A 21,338-nucleotide genomic window follows, 5' to 3' on the forward strand; every position below is an offset into this window, starting at 1 on the left:
GAAGCTGTGCGCTGGCGGTGACCAGACTGGCTTCGACGCCTGCGGCCTTTAACTTGTGGTACTGCGGACTATTTCGGTCCCGGACTGTTCACGGTATCGAAACGGGTGTCAGCAGCACTAAAACAGGCAATCTGCCCTTTCATCTGTCAGAACGGGCAGCGTGCTGAAAACAGTTACTTTCTGGCAAACGCCTGACTGAGAGTCCAGAGTTCCCGGCGCTCATCGGCGCTCAGTCCCTGGGTGCGTTCACGCGCAATCAAAAACTCCAGGCGCTCTTCAAGAGCAGAGTCGTAGATGCTGGCCAGCGAGTCCTGAAACACCGCTTCGGCTTCCTCATCTACTATCATGTGGTTCCAGATCGCCAGTGTTTCAAGCGTCTGACTAAAATTTGTTCCGCGATATAACTCTAGTAGCTGACCGGTGGTCAATCCAGGATTCTCATTACAACGGCCCACTAATTCAATAAATAGCGGTAAACCCGGCATTTTTGACTCAGACAGCCCATCAAGCGAAGGCACCAGGGTGGCCAGCTGCGGACTCTGAATCAGCAACGCGATCAGCACGCGCATAGTGGTACGCTTCAGCGGTGGCGCTACCGGCGTCGTTCCGCTTGCGGCCAGCTTCGGCATCAGCTTTTCAAGCTGATTGTCGTCAAGAATACCCAGTTTATTCCCCAGTTCCTGACGCATATAAATACGTAAGGTCTCACCAGGGATCTGCGTAATCAGCGGTAAAGCCAGCGTACTCAGGCGCGCTTTTCCGTCGCGTGAGCTCAGATCCACCTGCGGCAGCAGGCTATCAAATAAAAATGAAGAGAGCGGCATCGCCTGCTCCATCCTCGCTTCGAAGGCGTCTTTACCCTCTTTGCGTACCAGCGTATCCGGGTCTTCACCATCGGGTAAAAACATAAAGCGTAGCTGACGACCATCATTCATGTAAGGCAATGCGGTTTCAAGCGCACGCCATGCCGCTTCACGACCAGCCCTGTCGCCGTCGTAACAGCAGATCACTGTGTCGGTACTGCGGAACAGCAACTGAATGTGTTCAGCAGTGGTGGAGGTGCCTAATGACGCGACGGCATAATCTATCCCGTACTGCGCCAGCGCAACCACGTCCATGTATCCCTCAACCACTAACAGGCGGGCGGGTTCAGGATGGTTCTTAACGGCTTCATAGAGGCCATAGAGCTGGCGGCCTTTATGGAAAATAGGTGTTTCCGGCGAGTTCAGATACTTCGGCGTATCGTTACCCAGCACGCGTCCGCCAAAACCTATGACGCGTCCACGCTTATCGCGAATCGGAAACATGACGCGGTCGCGAAACCGGTCATAAGTTCGGCCTTTGTCATTGCTGACCAGCATGCCCGCTTCCATCAATGACTCGCGATCTTCCGATTGCTTACCAAAACGCTTGAGAACGTTATCCCAGCCGGCTGGCGCGTAACCTATGGCGAAGTGATTGATGATTTCGGCGCTCAGACCACGACGATCAAGATAGTCGCGTGCTGGCTGCGCACTGGATTGCTGCAGACCCTGCTGATAAAAACCGTTCAGGTTCTCCATCAGCTGATACAGGCTCTGGCGTTGATGGCGTTCCATCTGGCTGGGCCCGCTGCCTGCTTCGTAAGGCACGTCTAAACCGTGGGAAGTGGCTAACTCTTCAATACTTTCCACAAACTCCAGACGATCAAAGTTCATTAAAAAGTCGATAGCGTTGCCGTGTGCACCACAGCCGAAACAGTGATAGAACTGCTTTTCGCCGTTTACGGTGAAAGAGGGCGTTTTTTCATTATGGAAAGGACAGCACGCATGGAAATTCTTACCCTGCTTTTTCAGCTTAACGCGGGCATCGATAAGATCCACGATATCCGTGCGGGCAAGTAAATCGTTGATAAATACGCGTGGAATTCGTCCAGCCATACGCCCCAGATTTTCAGCTCATAAACGGCAACAAGCCGCGCTTCCTTTCGGAAAGCACGGCCTTTTACTTGACTCTGTCTGCGTGAATCACGCGGTGGAGGCGGACCTCCGGAACGACTTAGTACAGACGAGTGCGGCGTGCGTTTTCGCGAGCCAGTTTCTTGGCGTGACGCTTAACTGCTGACGCTTTAGCGCGCTTACGTTCGGTAGTCGGTTTTTCATAGAACTCACGACGACGAACTTCAGCCAGAACGCCTGCTTTCTCGCATGAACGCTTGAAGCGACGCAGTGCTACGTCAAATGGCTCGTTTTCACGTACTTTAATTACCGGCATGTAACTCTCACCTCGATAAAATTCGGTTTTTGCTGCTGACTGCGGCGCCAGCACATTTCAAAATGGTGCAGCATTTTACTCCAACTCAAGTTGGTTTGTAAAGCACCATGGATAATTTGAAACCAACAGGAGCGTTTGCCTGTGCGGCTGCCGGTTTTTCCAGGGGCGGGAGTATAGCGCACTCTTTAGCCGACAGAAAATGACTTTTTACGGTGGATGCCCGCGCTGCACATCCAATTGCTGTGATAAACTGCGCGCCGCAAGAATGAGGTGATGCAATGCGAATTCTGGGTATTGAAACGTCGTGCGATGAAACCGGCATCGCAATCTATGATGACGAGGCCGGATTACTGGCTAACCAACTCTACAGCCAGGTAAAACTGCACGCCGATTATGGCGGTGTGGTGCCGGAACTGGCCTCACGTGATCACGTGCGTAAAACTGTGCCGTTGATTCAGGCTGCGCTGAAAGAGGCCGGTCTGGAGCCGCAGCAGATCGACGCGGTGGCTTACACAGCAGGCCCTGGACTGGTCGGTGCGCTGCTGGTTGGTGCCACCATTGGCCGCGCCCTGGCGTTTGCCTGGAAAGTCCCCGCCGTGCCGGTCCACCATATGGAAGGCCACCTGCTGGCGCCGATGCTGGAAGAGAATCCGCCGGAATTTCCGTTTGTCGCACTCCTGGTGTCGGGCGGACATACGCAGCTGATTAGCGTCACCGGCATTGGTGAATACGCGCTGCTGGGTGAATCGATCGATGATGCCGCGGGTGAAGCGTTCGACAAAACGGCCAAGCTGCTTGGGCTGGATTATCCGGGCGGACCAATGCTGTCGAAGATGGCGCAGCAGGGCACGGCGGGACGTTTTACCTTCCCGCGTCCGATGACCGATCGTCCGGGCCTGGATTTCAGCTTCTCCGGCCTGAAAACCTTTGCCGCCAATACTATCCGCGCCAATGATGATGATGCTCAGACCCGTGCTGACATCGCCCGCGCCTTTGAAGATGCGGTGGTGGATACGCTGTCGATCAAATGTAAGCGTGCGCTGGATCAGACCGGCTTTAAGCGTCTGGTGATTGCCGGTGGCGTCAGCGCTAACCGCACACTGCGCGAGCAGATGGCGATCATGATGCAAAAGCGCGGCGGTGAAGTGTTCTACGCCCGCCCGGAGTTCTGTACCGATAACGGTGCGATGATCGCGTATGCGGGCATGGTGCGGTTAAAAGGCGGAACGCGGGGAGAGTTAAGCGTCAGCGTGCGACCGCGCTGGCCGCTGGCGGAACTGCCCGCCATCTGATGTGAAAAAAGCCGGCTCACAAGCCTGCATCTGGGGGAATCTGGCCGTAACGGATAAGCTCAACGCGCAGGGAACAGGGTCAGAGGAGGAAAGCGTCACGCGCCATGGATGGCGCGGGCCGAGCGGTCAGGGATGACGGCTTTTGCGTCTTTCCGATCTGACCCTGTTTCCTGCGCAGTCGCGGACATAAAGCCAGACTTTGTCGACACCTTCAGGCCAGCTTTTTTTATGGCTGAGATTTCTTTTTGCGCTTCCAGATCTTGCCTTCCTGACCCCGCCACAGCCGCTGAATATTGTCGTGATGACGCAGCAGGATCAGACAGGAGAGCATAGAAACCGGGAAGGTGAACTGCGGTTTGAACCACCACACATAAAAAGGCGCGATCAGCGCGCTGACGATGGCACCCAGCGAGGAATAGCCGCTGAGTAAGACCGTTAACAGCCAGGTGCCGGTCACCAGCCCGGTTAAGTCCCAGCCAATCGGCGCAATCGCGCCAAATGCCGTCGCCACACCCTTGCCACCGCGAAAGTGAAAGAACACCGGATAAATATGACCCAGACAGGCGGCAATGGCGGTCAGGCCGAGATAGAGCGGAGTCACGTGCATCAGATAGGCCAGCCAGACCGGCACCATCCCTTTCAGCACATCAAACACTAATACGCTGGCTGCTGCGGTTTTACCGCCCAGACGCAGGACGTTGGTGGCACCCGGATTGCCGGAACCGTGTGTGCGCGGATCGGGCAGGCCAGCGAGTTTGCAAACCAGAATCGCACTGGAAATCGAACCGCAAAGATACGCGAAAATAATCATACCAAGCGCGAAAGCACTCATAACACCGTACCGTTCCCTTTAGGGTCGTTTTGATCTCTTTAACCGTGGATAATACGCATAATCAGCCGGAAGTGGTATCCGGCTTAGCCAAAAACAGAGACTCTCATCATGGATATCGTATTTATAGAACAACTCACGGTCTTCACCACTATTGGCGTTTACGACTGGGAACAGGGCATACAGCAGAAGCTGGTGCTCGATGTCGAAATGGCCTGGGATAACCGTCTGGCGGCCAGTAGCGACGATGTGAAAGATTGTCTCAGCTATGCGGATGTCTCCTCGGCGATTCTGACGCATCTTACCGGCAGTCGTTTTGCGCTGGTTGAACGGGTTGCTGAAGAAATCGCGGATCTGTTGATGAACCGTTTCAATTCGCCTGGCGTCCGCATAAAGGTAAGCAAACCGGGGGCTGTAGCCCAGGCAGCACAGGTTGGCGTGCGAATTGAGCGCGGGACTATTCCTAAATAAATACGATGTGATTGCCATCACAATGAAACCAAACCAAATTACTGTCTGTCATAGCGTGTACCGTTTCGTTACAGCAGGCGAAATGGTGTAGACCTTAAGGTTTAATTCAGGCTGATAGCGGCATGATTTCAGGCGATAGCCACGCGCTACCGCCTTTTTAATGGTTTTGAAACGGATAGAGGAAACATTTGATGGCAGATATTCATCAGCTTTGGGTAGCTGCAATCCTGGGCGTTGTGGAAGGGCTGACCGAATTTTTACCGGTCTCTTCCACCGGGCACATGATTATAGTGGGTCACCTGCTGGGCTTTGAGGGTGAAAAAGCCGAGACCTTTGAAGTTGTGATCCAGTTAGGATCGATTCTGGCTGTAGTAGTGATGTTCTGGCGCCGTCTGTTTGGCCTGATCGGCATCCACTTTGGCGAAGTCAAACATGAAGGCGTCGGCACTGGCCGTCTGTCGCTGATCCATATCCTGCTGGGTATGGTACCGGCGGTAGTCGTGGGTCTGGTGCTGCACGATCAGATCAAAACGCTGTTTAATCCCATCAACGTGATGTACGCCCTGGTGGTAGGTGGTGTGCTGCTGCTGGCAGCTGAGTACCTTAAGCCAAAACAGCCGAAAGCGGTGGGCGTCGATGATATTACCTATCGTCAGGCGTTGATGATTGGCTGTTTCCAGTGCTTAGCGCTGTGGCCGGGCTTCTCACGTTCCGGGGCAACCATCTCCGGTGGCATGCTGATGGGCGTGAGCCGCTATGCCGCGTCGGAGTTCTCCTTCATCCTGGCAGTGCCAATGATGATGGGTGCAACCGTACTGGATTTGTACAAGAGCATCGGCTTCCTGACGATGGCGGATTTCCCGATGTTCGCGGTAGGCTTTGTCACGGCGTTTATCGTGGCGCTGATTGCGATTAAAGCCTTCCTTCAGCTGATCAAACGCATCTCATTTGTCTCGTTCGCGATCTACCGCTTTATTGTGGCAGCCGCGGTTTACATGGTCTTCATGTAAAGCCAGCGCAGCCTGCTAGTCAGGCTGCGTAATCGCCAGACCCTGCGCGACGGCGTCAATCCGTCGTCGCGTCAACTCTTCCCGCACTTCTGCACCTTTAAATCCCGCTTCGACCACCGCTTTGGTCGGCACCGCCTGCGCCAGCGCAAAAGCACGACGCAGATAGTCGCCCTGCGGATAAGGCATGCTCTCCAGTCCGGCTCGCCCGCGCGCATCCGCTTCACTGGTCAGCGCCATCTGCTCAACGCGCTGTGGCTTACGCCAGGCATCGATCCGGTCAAACAGTGCTACCAGCGACGCGGCGGATTGCCGTTCAATGGTGTGCACCACGTCGTGAAATTCGGTCACAATCAGCGCCAGATCGCGAATCGCGTTTGGCACCCGCAGTCGCTGGCACAGCGCCTCGACCAGCGGAACGCCCGCCAGACCATGACCGTGGTGGCTGGGCCACAACTCAGGCGGCGTCAGCGCCTTGCCGACGTCATGGAACAGCGTGGCGAAGCGCACCTCGATCTCACTGGAGAGGGCGGCGGCCATCGCCAGTGTCATCAGCGTATGAACACCGGTATCGATTTCCGGGTGCCACTTAATCGGCGCAGGAATACCAAACAGATTATCCAGCTCAGGAAACAGCACCTGCAATGCACCGCAGTCGCGCAGGACCTGAAAATAGACCTGCGGATTACGGGAACTCAGCGCCTTTTCCGTCTCTTTCCACACCCGCTCAGCAGTGAGATTCGACAGCTCGCCGCTTTCGGCCATCTGCTGCATCAGCAACTGGGTTTCGGGGGCAATACGGAAGTTGAGATGGGCAAAACGCGCCGCAAAGCGCGCAACGCGCAGTACCCGCAGCGGATCTTCACTGAAGGCGTCAGAGACGTGACGCAGCAGGCGCAGGGCAATATCACGCTGGCCATTATAAGGATCGACCAGCTCGCCGTTTTCATCCTGCGCAATCGCATTGATGGTCAGATCGCGGCGCTGTAAGTCCTGCTCCAGCGTCACGTCGGGCGCGGACCAGGTGACAAAACCGGTGTAGCCTTTCCCGTTTTTCCGCTCGGTACGTGCCAGCGCATACTCTTCGCGACTGACGGGATGCAGGAAAACGGGAAAATCGCGACCGACCTGGTGATAGCCCTGCTCAAGCATGGCTTCAGGCGTGGAACCTGTCACCACCCAATCTTTGTCTGTAACCGGCAGATTCAGCAGCGCATCACGCACCGCACCGCCAACAAGAAACGTCTTCACGCAAAACTCCAGAGAAAAAGAAATGACCTGCACGCCGGGCGCATCCCGCGCCTGAAATCAGCGGTGCATCTCATTTTATTGTTGCACAGATTCCCCGGATTGCAGACATGCCAAAAGGGGGATCCTGCGATCCCCTGCTCAAATCCGGCTAAATGGTGTCAGTTCATCCAGCGATCGCTTTTCTTACGGCGCGGCAGCATGTGCGGCAGTAACAGGCCCAGCAGCAGGCCGACGCCCAGCACGCCGCCGCCATACATAAACCACTGCATGATGATGGTGCGCTGCTTATCATCCAACTGAACGTTAGCGGCGCTGACTTTCTTCTGCGCGACGATCAGCTCATTTTTCAGCTTCTGATTCTCGCCTTTCAGCCCGTTGATAACGCCGTCGCTGCTGGCGACTTTGTTCTGCATCTCAGCCGTGCGCTGGTTCCAGCTGTTGTCGATGTTATCCAGTTTGGCAGTCAGATCTTTCACCTGCTGCTCAAGCTGAGGCACCCGGGTGCGCAGGCTCGGATTAGCACTGAGCTGCGACAGGGGGATCCAGGTGGTGCGGCCTTCCGAATCACGGATCTGGCCATAATGCGTGTCATTGTTGGTCTGTAACAGCTGCACCTCTTCCCCGGCGTTCAGCTTACCGAGCAGGCGAAACTGATCGCCCGGTCCGCTGCGAACCCAGGTAGAAAGTTCATCAGAAACATAGCGTTTTTCTTCGGCATGGGCAGGTGCAAGGGTGCTAAGGGCCAGCAAAGTGAGTCCAGCGAGAGTAATTTTTTTCATTCGATTTCGTTTGGCTTAGTCTGACTAAAAATTTACCGGCACAGTCTGGAGAGGCCTCGCATAAATCTGAATGAGAACTATCCTGGTCTCATGAGAGTGCGAAAAGGTCTGCGAAAGAGCAAAGAAAGCAGAGACAGCGCGGCTTCTGTGCATTAATCTTCGCCTGATAACCCCTTGCCCTCCAGGCGACAGCTTGAGTAACCTGCTGATAATCGCCTGAAATATGCAGGAAACACCCTCTTAAGTGCCAGCGGCGTAGTGAATAAAAAATTATGACCATCGAAATCGAACTAAAGTTCATTGCAACTCCACAGGCGGCCGGGAAACTGGCTGAACTGCTCTCCACTCTGCCGCATCAGCATCAGGCTGCTCGCGAGCTGACCAACATCTACTTTGAAACCGACGACAACCAGCTACGACGCTGGGATATGGGATTGCGTATCCGCGGCGTAGACCAGCGTTATGAAATGACGCTGAAAGCGGCGGGGCAGACGCTCGGCGGACTGCATCAGCGTCCGGAATACAACGTTGAGCTCAGCGAACCGGTTCTGGACATTGCACGCCTGCCGGCAGAGATCTGGCCGCAGGGCACCGATGTCGCGGCGCTGCAGCCGCGCTTGCAGCCCCTGTTCACCACCCATTTCCAGCGCGAGATCTGGCTGATCACCACAGGCAACAGTGAAATTGAAGTGGCGTTTGATCAGGGCGAGGTCACGTCAGGTGATCTCAGCGAACCGCTGTGCGAGATCGAGCTGGAGCTGAAACGTGGCGAACGCCAGGATCTGCTGGCCTTCGCACAGCAGCTGGTGGCGCTGGGCGGTCTGCGTATGGGCAGCCTGAGCAAAGCTGCCCGCGGCTATCAGCTGGCGCAGGGTAATCCGCCGCGCCAGATACAGCCTTTCCCGCTGCTGAAAGCGGGCGCCAAAGCCACCGTAGAGCAGGGCATGGTGGCCGCGATGTCGGCAGGACTTCATCACTGGCAATATCATGAAGAAGTCTGGCTGCGCGGCAATGCGGCGGCCCAGGATGCGGTGCGCGAAGCGCTGGATCTGCTGCGTCAGGCGTTCAGCCTGTTTGGTGCGCTGGTGCCGCGTAAAGCCAGCAGTGCGCTGCGTCAGCAGCTGACCACGCTGGAAGAGACGCTGGTGAATGAAGAGCAGGATGCTGCCACTTTCTGCTTATCTTCCCTCTCGGTTGAGACGCAGCTGGCGCTGACACACTGGCTGGCTGAATCTCAGTGGCGTCAGTGGATCGATGCCAAAGGGGAAGCCAAGCTGCAGGGGTCCTATAAACGCTTCAGCGACATTATGCTGAGCCGCGTCAATGCCGATCTGAGAGAAACGTTCATCACGGTAAAACAACCCAACGAGTATCAGGACAAAGCTACCCGTCTGGCGCGTCAATTGCTTACTGTCCACCTGCTGGCGGGATTCTATCCGTCTGAGGCGGTCGTGAGCTGGCTCGACCCGTGGCAACAGCTGCTGTCGGCAATTCATGAAAAACAGACGTCCGGGTTAGCCTGGCTGGCGATGCAGGCGCTGAAACAGCCTCCGTTCTGGCTCACCAGCGGCGCTGGCCGCTAACGGGCATTCCGTCACGCCATCAAGGAGGGAGTTATGTTGTCAGCACTTCCCGCGTTGCTACGCGACCAGGCCGAAGAGGCCACCCGACAGATTGGGGTTCCGCTGGCTTCGTTAAGCCCGGAGCAGGCTGCCGGACTGGCTTTCAGCGATTTTGTGCTGGAAAACCTGCAACAACATCCCGACTGGTGGCAGGCGATGCTCGACCAGCCGCCGCAGCCTGATGAGTGGCAACACTACTCTGCGTGGCTCAATCAGGCGCTTAGCGGCATCGACAGTGAAGCGAGCCTGATGCGTGAACTGCGGCTGTTTCGTCGCCGTATGCTGGTACGCATCGCCTGGATGCAGTCTCTGCAGCACGCTACAACCGAACAGAGCCTGCAACAGCTCAGCGCATTAGCCGAAGTGCTGATCAGCCGGGCGCGTGACTGGGTTTATCAGGATTGCTGTCGTGATTTTGGTACGCCCTGTAATGCGGACGGCGACGCGCAGCCGATGCTGATTCTGGGCATGGGCAAGCTGGGCGGCGGCGAACTCAATTTTTCTTCTGATATTGACCTGATTTTTGCCTGGCCGGAAAACGGCACAACGCGTGGCGGACGGCGTGAACTCGACAACGCTCAGTTCTTTACTCGCATGGGACAGCGGCTGATCAAAGTGCTGGACCAACCCACCATGGATGGCTTTGTCTATCGGGTGGATATGCGGTTGCGCCCGTTTGGCGACAGCGGCCCTCTGGTGATGAGCTTTGCCGCGCTGGAAGATTATTACCAGGAGCAGGGACGCGACTGGGAGCGTTACGCCATGGTCAAGGCGCGGCTGATGGGTGATGACCACGATCGCTGGAGCCTGGAGCTGCAGCAGATGCTGCGGCCATTCGTTTACCGCCGCTACATCGACTTCAGCGTGATCCAGTCACTGCGTAACATGAAAGGGATGATTAGCCGCGAAGTGCGGCGACGCGGGCTGAAAAACAATATCAAACTGGGCGCGGGCGGCATCCGTGAAACCGAATTTATCGTGCAGGTATTCCAGCTGATTCGCGGCGGGCGTGAGCGCTCGTTACAGCTGCGTTCACTGCTGCCGACGCTGGAGGCGATCAAAACCCTGGCCCTGCTGCCCGCGGAACAGGTCGATGCGTTGCGTGTTGCCTATCTGTTCCTGCGGCGGCTGGAGAATCTGCTGCAAAGCCTGGGCGACGAGCAGACCCAGACCCTGCCAGAGGATGAACTGCATCGCGCCCGGCTGGCGTGGGCGATGGATTGTGCCGACTGGCCTGCTCTGATGACCCGGCTCGACGGCCAGATGGCGGCGGTGCGCGCCATCTTCGACGAGCTGATTGGCGAAGATACCCCTGAGATTGGCGATCAGCGTGAGCTGGCAGAGTTTCAGGTGCTGTGGCAGGACCAGCTGGAGGATAGCGAACTGGCGCCGCTGGTGCCGCAGCTCAGTGACGAGCAGCGGCTTACGCTGCACCAGACGCTGGAGGCGTTTCGTCAGGATATCAACCGTCGCACCATCGGCCCGCGTGGCCGTCAGGCGCTGGACCAGCTGATGCCGCGACTGCTGAGCGAAGTCTGCCCGCGTGAAGATGCGGCGGTGACGCTCGGCCGCCTGACGCCGCTGCTGATCGGCGTGCTGACCCGCAGCACCTATCTGGAGCTGCTGACCGAATATCATGGTGCGCTGCGCCACTTAATTCGCCTGTGCGCCGCCTCACCGATGGTAGCCAGCCAGCTGGCGCGTCATCCCTTATTGCTGGATGAACTGCTCGATCCCGCCACGCTCTATCAGCCAACCGCCACCGATGCCTATCGCGATGAGCTGCGACAATATCTGCTGCGCATCCCTACCGAGGACGAAGAGCAGCAGCTGGAAGCGGTGCGGCAGTTTAAGCAGGCACAGCATCTGCGTATTGCTGCCGCCGACATCGCCGGAACGCTGCCGGTGATGAAAGTCAGCGATCATCTCACCTGGCTGGCAGAAGCGATTATCGAATCTGTGGTGCGCCAGGCGTGGAATATGATGGTGCAGCGTTACGGCCGTCCTTCGCATCTGAGTAATGAACATGAACGCGGTTTTGCCGTACTGGGCTACGGCAAACTGGGGGGCTGGGAGCTGGGTTACAGTTCTGACCTCGATTTGGTGTTCCTGCATGACTGCCCGGCAGACGCGGTGACAGAAGGGGAGCGCAGCATCGATGGCCGTCAGTTCTATCTGCGCCTCGCCCAGCGCATCATGCATCTTTTCAGTACCCGCACCTCCTCCGGCATTCTCTACGAAGTGGATGCGCGCCTGCGCCCTTCGGGCGCGGCGGGTATGCTGGTCAGTACCTTTGAGGCCTTTGAAGAGTATCAGCGCAGTGAAGCCTGGACCTGGGAGCATCAGGCGCTGGTCCGGGCACGCGTCGTCTTTGGCGAGGCGGCACTGGGTGAACGTTTCAGCGTGATTCGTCAGGCGATTCTGTCGCTGCCACGTGCCGCCGAAGCGCTGCAAACTGAAGTACGTGAGATGCGTGAAAAAATGCGCGCTCACCTCAGCAACAAACATAAAGGTCGCTGGGATATTAAAGCCGACGCGGGCGGCATCACCGATATTGAATTCATCGCCCAATATCTTGTCTTACGCTACGCCGCTGAGCAGCCTGAACTGACGCGCTGGTCTGACAATGTGCGCATTTTCGAGCTGATGGCGAAGTACCATAAAATGCCCGCCGATGAAGCACAGGCGCTGACGCAGGCTTATGTGACGCTGCGCGACGCATTGCACCATCGCGCCCTGCAGGAACAGCCCGGCCACGTTGAGCCAGAGGCCTATGCAGCGGAGCGGCAGACGGTTCTGAGCAGCTGGCAGCGCTGGCTGATAACGCCTGCGTCTATCCTGGCGTGATGCTGATAGCACAAATCGCAACTGTGCTATCATCCGCGCACTATTTTTAATGCAGTCTGGAGTGTCTGGAATGAAAGTGACTCTGCCCGCGTTCGGCCAAGCCTCAGTGCTGGTTGTTGGCGATGTAATGTTGGATCGTTACTGGTATGGCCCAACCAGCCGTATCTCCCCTGAAGCGCCGGTTCCGGTGGTGAAAGTGGACACGGTTGAAGAGCGCCCTGGCGGCGCGGCAAACGTGGCGATGAACATTGCAGCACTCGGTGCCGCGTCGCGCCTGATTGGCCTGACTGGCGAAGATGATGCGGCGCGTGTGTTGAGTAACACGCTGAAAGACGTCAACGTGCATTGTGACTTCGTGGCGGTCAAAAGCCATCCGACCATTACCAAACTGCGCGTGCTTTCCCGCAATCAGCAGCTGATCCGTCTCGATTTTGAAGAGGGCTTTGATCAGGTCGATCCGGAGCCGATTCACCAGAAAATGCGTGAGTCACTGGCCGCCGCGGGTGCGCTGGTGCTGTCCGATTACGCCAAAGGCGCGCTCTCCAGCGTGCAGACCATGATTACTCTGGCGCGCGAAGCGGGCGTACCGGTATTAATTGATCCGAAAGGCACCGATTTTGCGCGCTACCGTGGCGCGACGCTGCTGACGCCGAACCTCTCTGAGTTTGAAGCCGTGGTCGGAAAATGTAAAAACGAAGAGGAGATCGTGGCGCGCGGCACCCAGCTGATCGCCGATTTTGACCTCTCCGCGCTGCTGGTGACCCGTTCAGAAAATGGCATGACGCTGCTGCAGCCAGGCAAAGCGCCTCTGCATCTGCCCACCCAGGCACAGGAAGTCTATGACGTGACCGGTGCCGGCGATACGGTGATTGGCGTGCTGGCGGCGGCATTAGCGGCCGGTGATTCGCTGGAAGAAGCCTGTTTCCTGGCCAACGCGGCTGCGGGTGTGGTGGTGGGGAAACTGGGTACGTCTACCGTCAGCACCGTTGAGCTGGAAAATGCGATTCATGCCCGCCCGGAACAGGGTTTCGGCATCATGACCGAAGCGCAGTTAAAAGCCGCCGTTGAGATGGCCCGCCGCCGTGGCGAAAAAGTGGTGATGACCAACGGCGTGTTCGACATTCTGCATGCCGGTCATGTCTCCTACCTGGCAAATGCGCGCAAGCTCGGCGATCGACTGATTGTCGCGGTGAACAGCGATGCGTCGACTAAACGTCTGAAAGGCGAAAGCCGTCCGGTGAATCCGCAGGAAAACCGGATGATCGTGCTGGGCGCGCTGGAAGCGGTCGACTGGGTGGTGGTATTTGAAGAGGATACGCCGCAGCGGCTGATTGCGGGCATTCTCCCTGACCTGCTGGTCAAAGGGGGAGATTACAAGCCGGAAGATATCGCGGGCAGCAAAGAAGTGTGGGCAAATGGCGGCGACGTTCAGGTGCTGAACTTCGAAGATGGTATCTCCACTACCAACATTATCAAAACCATCCGCGGCAGCTAAAGCGCGGCGTAAGCGGGAGCCGCGCTCCCGCTTAAGGGCTTATTCTGGCTTGTTGTCCACAACAGGTTTCACCACGTCCGCAACCGGTGACGGCGAGGCTGCAGGTGAGGTCGCTACGGCGGCTGATGGTGTGGTCGCGGCAGCAGGTGTTACTGGTGCGGTTGCCGTCGGCGGCGTACCGGCTGATGACCCCTGACTTTCCAGCTGCGCCAGACGCTGCTCCAGCGCCGCCAGCTTCTCACGTGTACGCAGTAATACCTGCGTCTGCACATCAAACTCCTCACGGTTGACCAGATCCATCCGGGTCAGCTGCGCCTGAAGAACCTGACGAATTTTCTTTTCGACATCATCACCAAACTCACGAACACCTTTAGGCATCGCTTCGTGAACCTGACGGGCAAGTTGTTCAATTTTTTTCGTGTCGATCATGATGATTTCCTGGTTACGGGGAGCTGTGTCAGCGTGTTTACCAACGTAATAAGTGTTAAGTGTAATGCCAGAAATGAAAAGGATAAACCTCAAATCGGTAACGCAGGAAATGCAAAAGCAATTGCGCTATTGATGATTGCCGCCTCAAACGATCGGCGTTATAGTTAAAGTGCTTATTCTCAGGGCGGGGCGCAATTCCCCACCGGCGGTAAATCAGCTTCGGCTGAAAGCCCGCGAGCGCTTTATCTTAATGAAAAGAGAGGTAAAGGTCAGCAGATCCGGTGTAATTCCGGGGCCGACGGTTACAGTCCGGATGGGAGAGGGTAACGACATCTGTCGGACAATTGTGTCTGCTTCACGTTATTGCCACGTCTTTTTGACGTCACTCCTAAGCACGCCCTGATTCTGGTAACCCATACATTTTAAGGTTTTTATTACCATGAATCAGACGCTACTTTCTGAATTTGGCACGCCTGAACAGCGTGTAGAACGTGCTATCGCCGCCCTGCGTGAGGGACGCGGTGTGATGGTACTCGACGATGAAAATCGCGAAAACGAAGGCGACATGATCTTCGCCGCAGAAACCATGACCGTTGAACAGATGGCACTGACTATCCGTCACGGCAGCGGCATCGTCTGCCTTTGCCTGACCGAAGCGCGTCGCCAGCAGCTCGATCTGCCAATGATGGTGGAAAACAACACCAGCTCTTTCGGCACTGGCTTCACCGTGACCATTGAGGCCGCAGAAGGCGTCACCACGGGCGTCTCCGCGCAGGATCGTATCACCACCATCCGCGCCGCCATTGCCGACAATGCCAAACCCACCGATCTGCATCGCCCTGGTCATGTCTTCCCGCTGCGTGCCAGCGAAGGCGGCGTATTAACCCGTGGCGGGCATACCGAAGCGACTATTGATTTAGTCACCCTGGCCGGCTTTAAGCCCGCAGGTGTGCTGTGCGAACTGACCAACGACGATGGCACCATGGCTCATGCGCCAGAAGCGATTGCGTTCGCCGGTCAGCACAACATGCCGGTGGTGACCATTGAAGATCTGATCGCCTGGCGTCGCGCGCACGAAACACGCCACGCCAGCTAATCTGGCTGCTGCGATAAACAGGCCCCTCCCGGGCCTGTTTATCGTCCTGACACCCGGAATGGCGCGGCCTGACCGCTGACTTCTCCTCTCTCCTTCATGCCGAAAACCCTGTTAAACCTGCCACGTTAAATTTCATTCAAATTTCCTGATGATCACCATCATGGTTATCCGCGTGATAAAGCAGCGGATGCGCGTATCGTAATGGCTATCAAATACTCGATCCCGGGGATCACGAATGAGCCAGTTACGAATGCCAGCGCTGTTTTTGGGTCACGGCAGCCCGATGAATGCCCTTGAAGAGAATCGCTATACCGCCGCGTGGCGTCACCTGGGCGATACTCTGCCACGTCCACGCGCGATTATTGCGGTTTCGGCGCACTGGTATACGCGCGGCACCGCCGTGACGGCAATGGCACAGCCTGAGACCATTCATGATTTTGGGGGCTTTCCGCAGGCGCTGTTTGATACGCGCTATCCGGCACCGGGATCGCCTGAACTGGCGCAGCAGCTGGTGGAGCAGTTAGCGCCCGTTGCGGTGACGCTGGATCACGAGTGGGGACTGGATCATGGTTCCTGGGGTGTGCTGATCAAGATGTATCCGGAGGCCGATATTTCGGTGGTCCAGCTAAGCATTGATGGCACCAAACCTGCGGCATGGCACTTTGAGATGGGCCAGAAACTGGCTGCACTGCGCGATCAGGGCGTGATGATTGTCGCCAGCGGCAACGTGGTACATAACCTGCGTAAAGTGCGCTGGGATGGCAACAGCGAAGTTTATCCATGGGCCAGCAGTTTTGAACAGTTCGTGCGCGATAACCTGGCGGTGCAGAGCGATGCTGCTTCTCATCCGCTGGTTAACTTTATGGATCATCCTGGTGCGGCGCTTTCTAATCCAACACCTGAGCACTATCTGCCGCTGCTCTATGTACTTGGCGCACGTCAGCCGGATGACGCCATCAGCATTCCGGTTGATGGCATGGAGATGGGTGCGATCAGCATGTTGTCGGTTCAGGTAGGTTAGGGCGAAGCTGACAGCCATAGAAGAGCTTATTGTGCAGGGAACACGGTCAGAAGAGGAAAGCGTCCCGCGCCAGGGACGGCGCGGGCCGAGCGTGTCATGGATGACGGCTTTTGCGTCTTTCCGATCTGACCGTGTTCTTTGCGCAGGCTCGGTCTAACCGCTAAACCAAACGGAGATTATCGCGGTGCATTAACCGATAAAAGCGTGCGGATAGAAACGGGAAAGATCCTGCGTGATCAGGTCGCGATCTTCCCGCAGGCCGATACCGGCCGGTTGATCGTCAATCAGCCAGCTGCCGATCAGCGTATAGCTGTCGCCAAACTTAGGCAGCGGATGGAACTGCTGGACGATCATTCCTTCTTCGCCATAGGGTCCATCGACGCGGGCGATCTCCTGACCATTTTCCACGATGCGAATGTTGGCACCTTCACGTGAAAATAGCGGCTTCACCACATATTTGTCCATGTGCGGCACGTCATCTTCCGCGAACCAGGCGGGCAGCAGGTTAGGGTGATTCGGAAACATCCCCCACAGCAGCGGCAGCAAGGCTTTATTCGAGATAATGCTTTTCCAGGCCGGTTCCAGCCAGCGCACGCCAGCATCGCCCAGCTTGGTGGAGAACATCTCACGCAGCATGAATTCCCACGGATAGAGCTTGAACAGGTTGCTAATCACCTGATCCTGGGCGTCGGTAAATTCCCCTTTCTCGCCCAGTCCAATTTCATCCATGTAGAGAAACTCACTCGGCAGTCCCGCTTCGGTGGCGCAATCCTGAAGATATTGCACGGTGCCGCGATCTTCGTCGGTGTCACGGCAGCAGGCGAAGTGCAGCCAGTTGAAGCCGTGCTGCTGATGTAACGCGGCGAAGCGTTCAATCAGCTTTTCCTGCAGGCTATTAAACTGATCGCTGCCTGCGGGGAGCTGACCGGCGTTAAGCTGGTCCTCCAGCCACAGCCACTGGAAAAATGCCGCTTCATACAGCGAGGTCGGCGTATCGGCATTGTTCTCCAGCAGCTTTACATCGCCTTTGCCATCCCAGGCGAGATCCAGACGAGAGTAAAGCGAAGGCTGACGCTGATGCCATGAATCGCGCACAAAGTCCCAGGTGTGTTTAGGAATGCGGAATTTAGCCAGCAGCGCTTCGCTGTTAACCACTTTTTCCACCACCTGCAGGCACATTTGATGTAATTCAGCGGTCACCTCTTCCAGATGCTCGATTTGCGCCAGCGTGAACTGATAATAAGCATCTTCACACCAGTAGGGTTCACCATGCATGGTGTGAAAACGAAAACCGAACTCGGTGGCTTTTTCGCGCCAGCCTGGGCGCTCTGAAATGGCAATGCGTTCCATCGGGGCGCTAGCCTCCCATTGAGCGGCTGGAAGTGCCGCTGGCGCTGCTACGCTGCATGCTGTTCTGCTTCGCGACGGTTTCACCAAAGCCACCACGGGTAATGGTGGAGGTGGTAGCCGGTTTTGGTGCCAGCGCCGTTTTCGGCACGGTCATGCTTTTGCCGGATGTTGCTGCACCATAATTACGGCCTGATGCATCAACAAACTGACCATTGGCCGGGCTGCGGGCATTTTTCGGTGAGAAGAGCGGTTGCTGTGCAAAGCCCGAACCACCGCCCATCATGCGACCCATCATGTAACCTGCCATCAGTGGCATCCAGAAGCTGCCGCCACTCTGCTGCGATTCGGCATTAGTGGTGCCCACGCCCGCCTGAGCCGGTGTCTGCTGACACTGGTTTTCACCAAATTCAGCGACACAATCTTCACGCGTGGCATATTTTGGCGCGGTGCGTTCCGCCTCTTTTTTGGCTTCATTGAATGCGGTAGTACATTGCGCACTCTGGCCCGGATTGGCTTTTGAACAGTCATCGGCATTCTGGTACATCGAAACCGTTTCGTCGTTCTGTTCACAACCAGCCAGCATAAATACCGCCGAAACGGCGATAGCAACGGGCGTTAAATGGCGTGCCTGCCAACTCTTGCGAAAAGCGGCATAGCGAATAGATTTTGTGCGTTTCATTATGATTATCCTGTGCCCAAAGGTAGCGCATAGAATAGGGGATGGGGGGGTAAAATTGAAGCTGGAGGCCTGATACAACAGGGATCTTTACTTAGTTATACGTTCAACAGAGAGACGGGCCGCAAAGCAGCCCGTCCGCTCATTAATTACCGAAAGGATTACCGCTGCTGTGGCGAGCCGCAGGACGCGCTGCCTCAGAAGAGCCGGTTGCCGCCGGACCGCTATCCACGCGCGCGGTCTGCTGTGCATTTTCCGGTGCTACCGTTTCCGGTGACGTCGGGATCTCTTTACCCAGCTGGCTGTTCAGTTTCTGCAGGCTCTGCTCATTGAGCGTACCCAGCGCATAGCTGATATTCAGCTGGTTAATCAGATAGCTATAGCGCGCATCAGAGAGCTGCTGCTTAGCGTTGTAGAGCACGGTGGTTGCATCCAGCACATCAACGATAGTACGCGTACCAACCTGATAGCCCGCTTCTGACGCATCCAGAGAGCTTTGCGCAGAGACCACGGCCTGTTTATAAGCGTTGATGCTGCTGATAGAAGCATTCACGTTGTTAAACGATGAGCGGACTGTCTGAACCGCAGAGCGGTGCGCGCTTTCCAGTGATTCACTGGCGCTGACGAAGCTGTACTGTGCCTGTTTCACCTGAGAGGTGACGCTGCCGCCGCTATAGAGTGGCAGTGAGAAGCTCAGACCCACCTGGTTAGAACCGGTAATGGAGTCAGTAGACCCCTGGCTCTGGTTCGCACGGCTGCCGCCATATTTGCTGTTCGACATGCCGGTAGAGGCCGTCAGACCCAGCGTCGGCATGTGACCAGCTTCAGCTGAGCGGATCTGCTCACGGGCTAAATCCTGGTTCAGACGCGCAGAGAGCAGCGACAGGTTACGGCTTTCCGCCTGCTTAAGCAGCGCGCTGACCGGTTCGGGCTTATCGGTTCTGAAGCGATCAATGCTCAGCGACGCCAGCGACATGTAGTCCATGCCGGTGATCTGACGCAGCGTTTCCACGTTGTTATCGAGGTTATTACGCGCGGTCACTTCGTTAGCCAGCACGCTGTCATATTGCGCACGGGCGTTCTGTACGTCAGTAATGGCAACCAGACCAACGTTAAAGCGCTGGGTAGTTTGATCCAGTTCGCGATAGATCGACTGTTTCTGCGCTTCGGTGTAAGAAAGGGTATCAATCGCTTTCAGCACGTTGAAGTAGGCGGTCGCGGTGTTCAGAATCAGATCCTGCTGCGCCACCTGATAGGTCACATCCTGGATACCGGCAGCTTTTTCCTGCAGGGTCAGTGCGCGCCATTTCGACATGTCGAAAATAGTCTGGGTTAATTGCAGCGAGCCGCTGGTCGTGTTGGAATGGAGACCGCTACTGTCGCGATAGCCGTTGTTATAGGTGTAGTCTGCACCCAGGCCGAGCTGGGGTAATAATGGGCTACGCGCTTCGTTGATTTTCTCAAAGGCAGAATCGCGATCGGCAGCGGCGCTGCGCAGATCCGGGTTGCTCAGACGTGCTTGTTGATAAACCTGAAGCAGGTCTTCGGCCTGGCTGGCGAAGCTGAAACCGCCCAGGCTCAGCCCAATAAAAAATGGGAGCAGTTTTTTCATTTGCATTCCTTTTGTTGCAGCAAATTGCAGTGGGTGCGCTGCCGGGTAAGCCAAAAAATTATCGCCGATTCTAGCAGAGGGCAACTGTGAGATAAGTTGGCTGAACGTGCCTTCTCCCCCTAATTTACGTAAATAATTCAGAAAGAACCACTTACATGGAGCACGGTTACAGGCTTTTTTCGCTCCACCTCAATCTGCATAAGGAACCCGATGATGCCGGAAGAAAAAAAATCCCCTGTGACTTTCACAAAAAACGATGTAGAAATTATTGCACGCGAAACCGTCTATGATGGTTTTTTTTCCGTCGTACGTTATCGCTTCCGCCACCGCCAGTTTAACGGCGAAATGAGTGGGGAAGTACAGCGCGAAGTTTTTGAGCGCGGACATGCCGCCGTGCTGCTACCTTATGATCCCTTACGCGATGAAGTGGTGCTGATTGAACAGATCCGCATCCCGGCTTATGACAGCAGTGTTTCGCCCTGGCTGCTGGAGATGGTCGCCGGCATTATTGAGCCCGGTGAATCTGTTGAGCAGGTCGTGCGCCGTGAAGCCGTTGAAGAAGCAGGATTAGAGGTCGGCCGGATTAAGCCCATGCTTAACTATCTGGCCAGCCCTGGCGGCACCAGCGAACGTTTGTCGGTGCTGATTGGGGAAGTGGATGCCAGCCAGGCAGAGGGATGCCATGGTCTGGAGGAAGAGAATGAGGATATTCTTGTCCATGTGGTAAGCCGCGAACAGGCTTACCGCTGGGTGGAAGAGGGGATAATTGACAATGCGGCGTCTGTCATCGCCCTGCAATGGCTGGCGTTGCACCATGAGAAACTACGCGAAGAGTGGATACAAAAATGAAACAGCGCTATACCCCTGACTTTCCCGAAATGATGCGGCTCTGCGAAACCAATTTCGCCCAGTTACGCCGCCTGCTGCCGCGTAACGATGAGGCGGGAGAATCGGTGATCTATCAGGTGAGTGGCGCCCGTTATCAGCTGACGATCCAGGAGTCCACACGCTACACCACGCTGGTGGAGATCCGCCAGGTCGCGCCTGCCGTGAGTTACTGGAGCCTGCCCTCGATGTCGGTAAGGCTCTATCACGATGCGATGGTCGCCGAAGTGTGTTCAACTCAACAGATCTATCGTTTCAAAGCGCGCTATGATTATCCTAATAAAAAATTGCATCAGCGCGATGAAAAACATCAGATAAACCAGTTTCTCGCAGACTGGCTGCGCTACTGCCTGGCACATGGTGCGATGGCAGTTCCGGTCTGCTGATGCGTATAATGCAGTAAATGGCGTGGAGACGAAGGAA

General features: G+C 56.2%; 19 protein-coding genes and 1 riboswitch. Of the genes, 10 read left to right on the top strand and 9 right to left on the bottom strand.

Translation table 11 applies throughout. From position 1 onward, the window contains the following. Positions 1 to 173 precede the first annotated feature (173 nt). Together dnaG and rpsU are read right to left on the bottom strand one after the other, a co-directional pair. On the bottom strand, positions 174 to 1,919 hold the full coding sequence (dnaG, locus tag NR195_RS09980; protein ID WP_010699748.1) for a DNA primase: 1,746 nt from the start codon (positions 1,917 to 1,919) through the stop codon (positions 174 to 176). 118 nt (positions 1,920 to 2,037) lie between these two features. Then, positions 2,038 to 2,253: a 30S ribosomal protein S21 gene (gene rpsU, locus NR195_RS09985; protein WP_001144069.1), complete on the bottom strand. Its 216-nt coding sequence runs from the start codon at positions 2,251 to 2,253 to the stop codon at positions 2,038 to 2,040. Between the two features lie 278 nt (positions 2,254 to 2,531). Between rpsU and tsaD the strand changes: the two genes are divergently transcribed. Beyond that, positions 2,532 to 3,545 (top strand): tRNA (adenosine(37)-N6)-threonylcarbamoyltransferase complex transferase subunit TsaD, encoded by a 1,014-nt coding sequence (tsaD, locus tag NR195_RS09990; protein ID WP_010249066.1) that lies wholly within the window; start codon positions 2,532 to 2,534, stop codon positions 3,543 to 3,545. A gap of 226 nt (positions 3,546 to 3,771) precedes the next feature. On the opposite strand, the gene plsY is transcribed toward tsaD, so the two are convergent. Further along, positions 3,772 to 4,377 (bottom strand): glycerol-3-phosphate 1-O-acyltransferase PlsY, encoded by a 606-nt coding sequence (gene plsY / locus NR195_RS09995; RefSeq protein WP_010249063.1) that lies wholly within the window; start codon positions 4,375 to 4,377, stop codon positions 3,772 to 3,774. 108 nt (positions 4,378 to 4,485) lie between these two features. Here plsY and folB point away from each other — a divergent pair, with 108 nt between their 5' ends. Both folB and bacA read left to right on the top strand, forming a co-directional pair. Beyond that, complete coding sequence (gene folB / locus NR195_RS10000; protein ID WP_010249061.1) at positions 4,486 to 4,845, top strand: bifunctional dihydroneopterin aldolase/7,8-dihydroneopterin epimerase; 360 nt, start codon at positions 4,486 to 4,488, stop codon at positions 4,843 to 4,845. Positions 4,846 to 5,036: 191 nt separating this feature from the next. Beyond that, complete coding sequence (gene bacA / locus NR195_RS10005; protein WP_010671134.1) at positions 5,037 to 5,855, top strand: undecaprenyl-diphosphate phosphatase; 819 nt, start codon at positions 5,037 to 5,039, stop codon at positions 5,853 to 5,855. A gap of 15 nt (positions 5,856 to 5,870) precedes the next feature. Here bacA and NR195_RS10010 read toward each other — a convergent pair whose 3' ends face one another. Then, positions 5,871 to 7,103: a multifunctional CCA addition/repair protein gene (locus NR195_RS10010; RefSeq protein WP_010249056.1), complete on the bottom strand. Its 1,233-nt coding sequence runs from the start codon at positions 7,101 to 7,103 to the stop codon at positions 5,871 to 5,873. A 158-nt stretch (positions 7,104 to 7,261) separates the two neighbouring features. Continuing rightward, positions 7,262 to 7,882, bottom strand: coding sequence for a TIGR04211 family SH3 domain-containing protein (locus NR195_RS10015; RefSeq protein ID WP_010671133.1), 621 nt, complete (start codon positions 7,880 to 7,882; stop codon positions 7,262 to 7,264). 272 nt (positions 7,883 to 8,154) lie between these two features. Between NR195_RS10015 and NR195_RS10020 the strand changes: the two genes are divergently transcribed. The 3 genes from NR195_RS10020 (at position 8,155) to hldE (ending at position 13,846) form a co-directional block, all read left to right on the top strand. Next, complete coding sequence (locus NR195_RS10020; protein WP_033780674.1) at positions 8,155 to 9,465, top strand: inorganic triphosphatase; 1,311 nt, start codon at positions 8,155 to 8,157, stop codon at positions 9,463 to 9,465. A gap of 33 nt (positions 9,466 to 9,498) precedes the next feature. Continuing rightward, a complete protein-coding gene (gene glnE / locus NR195_RS10025; protein ID WP_256844477.1) occupies positions 9,499 to 12,351 on the top strand; it encodes a bifunctional [glutamate--ammonia ligase]-adenylyl-L-tyrosine phosphorylase/[glutamate--ammonia-ligase] adenylyltransferase in 2,853 nt (950 codons plus the stop codon). Positions 12,352 to 12,421: 70 nt separating this feature from the next. Next, entirely contained in the window at positions 12,422 to 13,846 is a 1,425-nt protein-coding gene (gene hldE, locus NR195_RS10030; protein WP_031590883.1) for a bifunctional D-glycero-beta-D-manno-heptose-7-phosphate kinase/D-glycero-beta-D-manno-heptose 1-phosphate adenylyltransferase HldE, read from the top strand. Between the two features lie 39 nt (positions 13,847 to 13,885). Here hldE and NR195_RS10035 read toward each other — a convergent pair whose 3' ends face one another. Next, positions 13,886 to 14,275, bottom strand: a complete 390-nt coding sequence (locus NR195_RS10035) for an accessory factor UbiK family protein (protein WP_022623887.1) — start codon at positions 14,273 to 14,275, stop codon at positions 13,886 to 13,888. Between the two features lie 171 nt (positions 14,276 to 14,446). Further along, positions 14,447 to 14,604, top strand: a riboswitch (FMN riboswitch). Positions 14,605 to 14,714: 110 nt separating this feature from the next. Between NR195_RS10035 and ribB the strand changes: the two genes are divergently transcribed. Further along, complete coding sequence (gene ribB, locus NR195_RS10040; protein ID WP_033785600.1) at positions 14,715 to 15,371, top strand: 3,4-dihydroxy-2-butanone-4-phosphate synthase; 657 nt, start codon at positions 14,715 to 14,717, stop codon at positions 15,369 to 15,371. A 235-nt stretch (positions 15,372 to 15,606) separates the two neighbouring features. Then, positions 15,607 to 16,392, top strand: coding sequence for a 4,5-DOPA dioxygenase extradiol (ygiD, locus tag NR195_RS10045; protein ID WP_256844478.1), 786 nt, complete (start codon positions 15,607 to 15,609; stop codon positions 16,390 to 16,392). Between the two features lie 189 nt (positions 16,393 to 16,581). Here the strand turns inward: ygiD and NR195_RS10050 are convergent, their stop codons facing one another. The 3 genes from NR195_RS10050 to tolC all read right to left on the bottom strand — a co-directional run bounded on the left by NR195_RS10050 (position 16,582) and on the right by tolC (position 20,030). Then, a complete protein-coding gene (locus NR195_RS10050; RefSeq protein WP_256844479.1) occupies positions 16,582 to 17,742 on the bottom strand; it encodes a glutathionylspermidine synthase family protein in 1,161 nt (386 codons plus the stop codon). A gap of 7 nt (positions 17,743 to 17,749) precedes the next feature. After that, the gene (locus NR195_RS10055) at positions 17,750 to 18,421 is read right to left on the bottom strand and encodes a DUF1190 family protein (RefSeq protein WP_010249037.1); all 672 of its coding nucleotides are present in this window, start codon (positions 18,419 to 18,421) and stop codon (positions 17,750 to 17,752) included. A gap of 142 nt (positions 18,422 to 18,563) precedes the next feature. After that, on the bottom strand, positions 18,564 to 20,030 hold the full coding sequence (tolC, locus tag NR195_RS10060) for an outer membrane channel protein TolC (RefSeq protein WP_010249035.1): 1,467 nt from the start codon (positions 20,028 to 20,030) through the stop codon (positions 18,564 to 18,566). Positions 20,031 to 20,243: 213 nt separating this feature from the next. On the opposite strand from tolC, the gene nudF reads away from it, so the two are divergent. Further along, on the top strand, positions 20,244 to 20,879 hold the full coding sequence (nudF, locus tag NR195_RS10065) for an ADP-ribose diphosphatase (RefSeq protein WP_033758832.1): 636 nt from the start codon (positions 20,244 to 20,246) through the stop codon (positions 20,877 to 20,879). Then, positions 20,876 to 21,301, top strand: coding sequence for a DUF1249 family protein (locus NR195_RS10070; protein ID WP_008925735.1), 426 nt, complete (start codon positions 20,876 to 20,878; stop codon positions 21,299 to 21,301). Before nudF ends, NR195_RS10070 begins: the two co-directional genes overlap by 4 nt. Positions 21,302 to 21,338: the final 37 nt, after the last annotated feature.

Origin of the sequence: Pantoea sp. Ft-CA_14 (genome assembly GCF_024520875.1) — a bacterium.
Classification (GTDB): Bacteria; Pseudomonadota; Gammaproteobacteria; order Enterobacterales; family Enterobacteriaceae; genus Pantoea; species Pantoea agglomerans.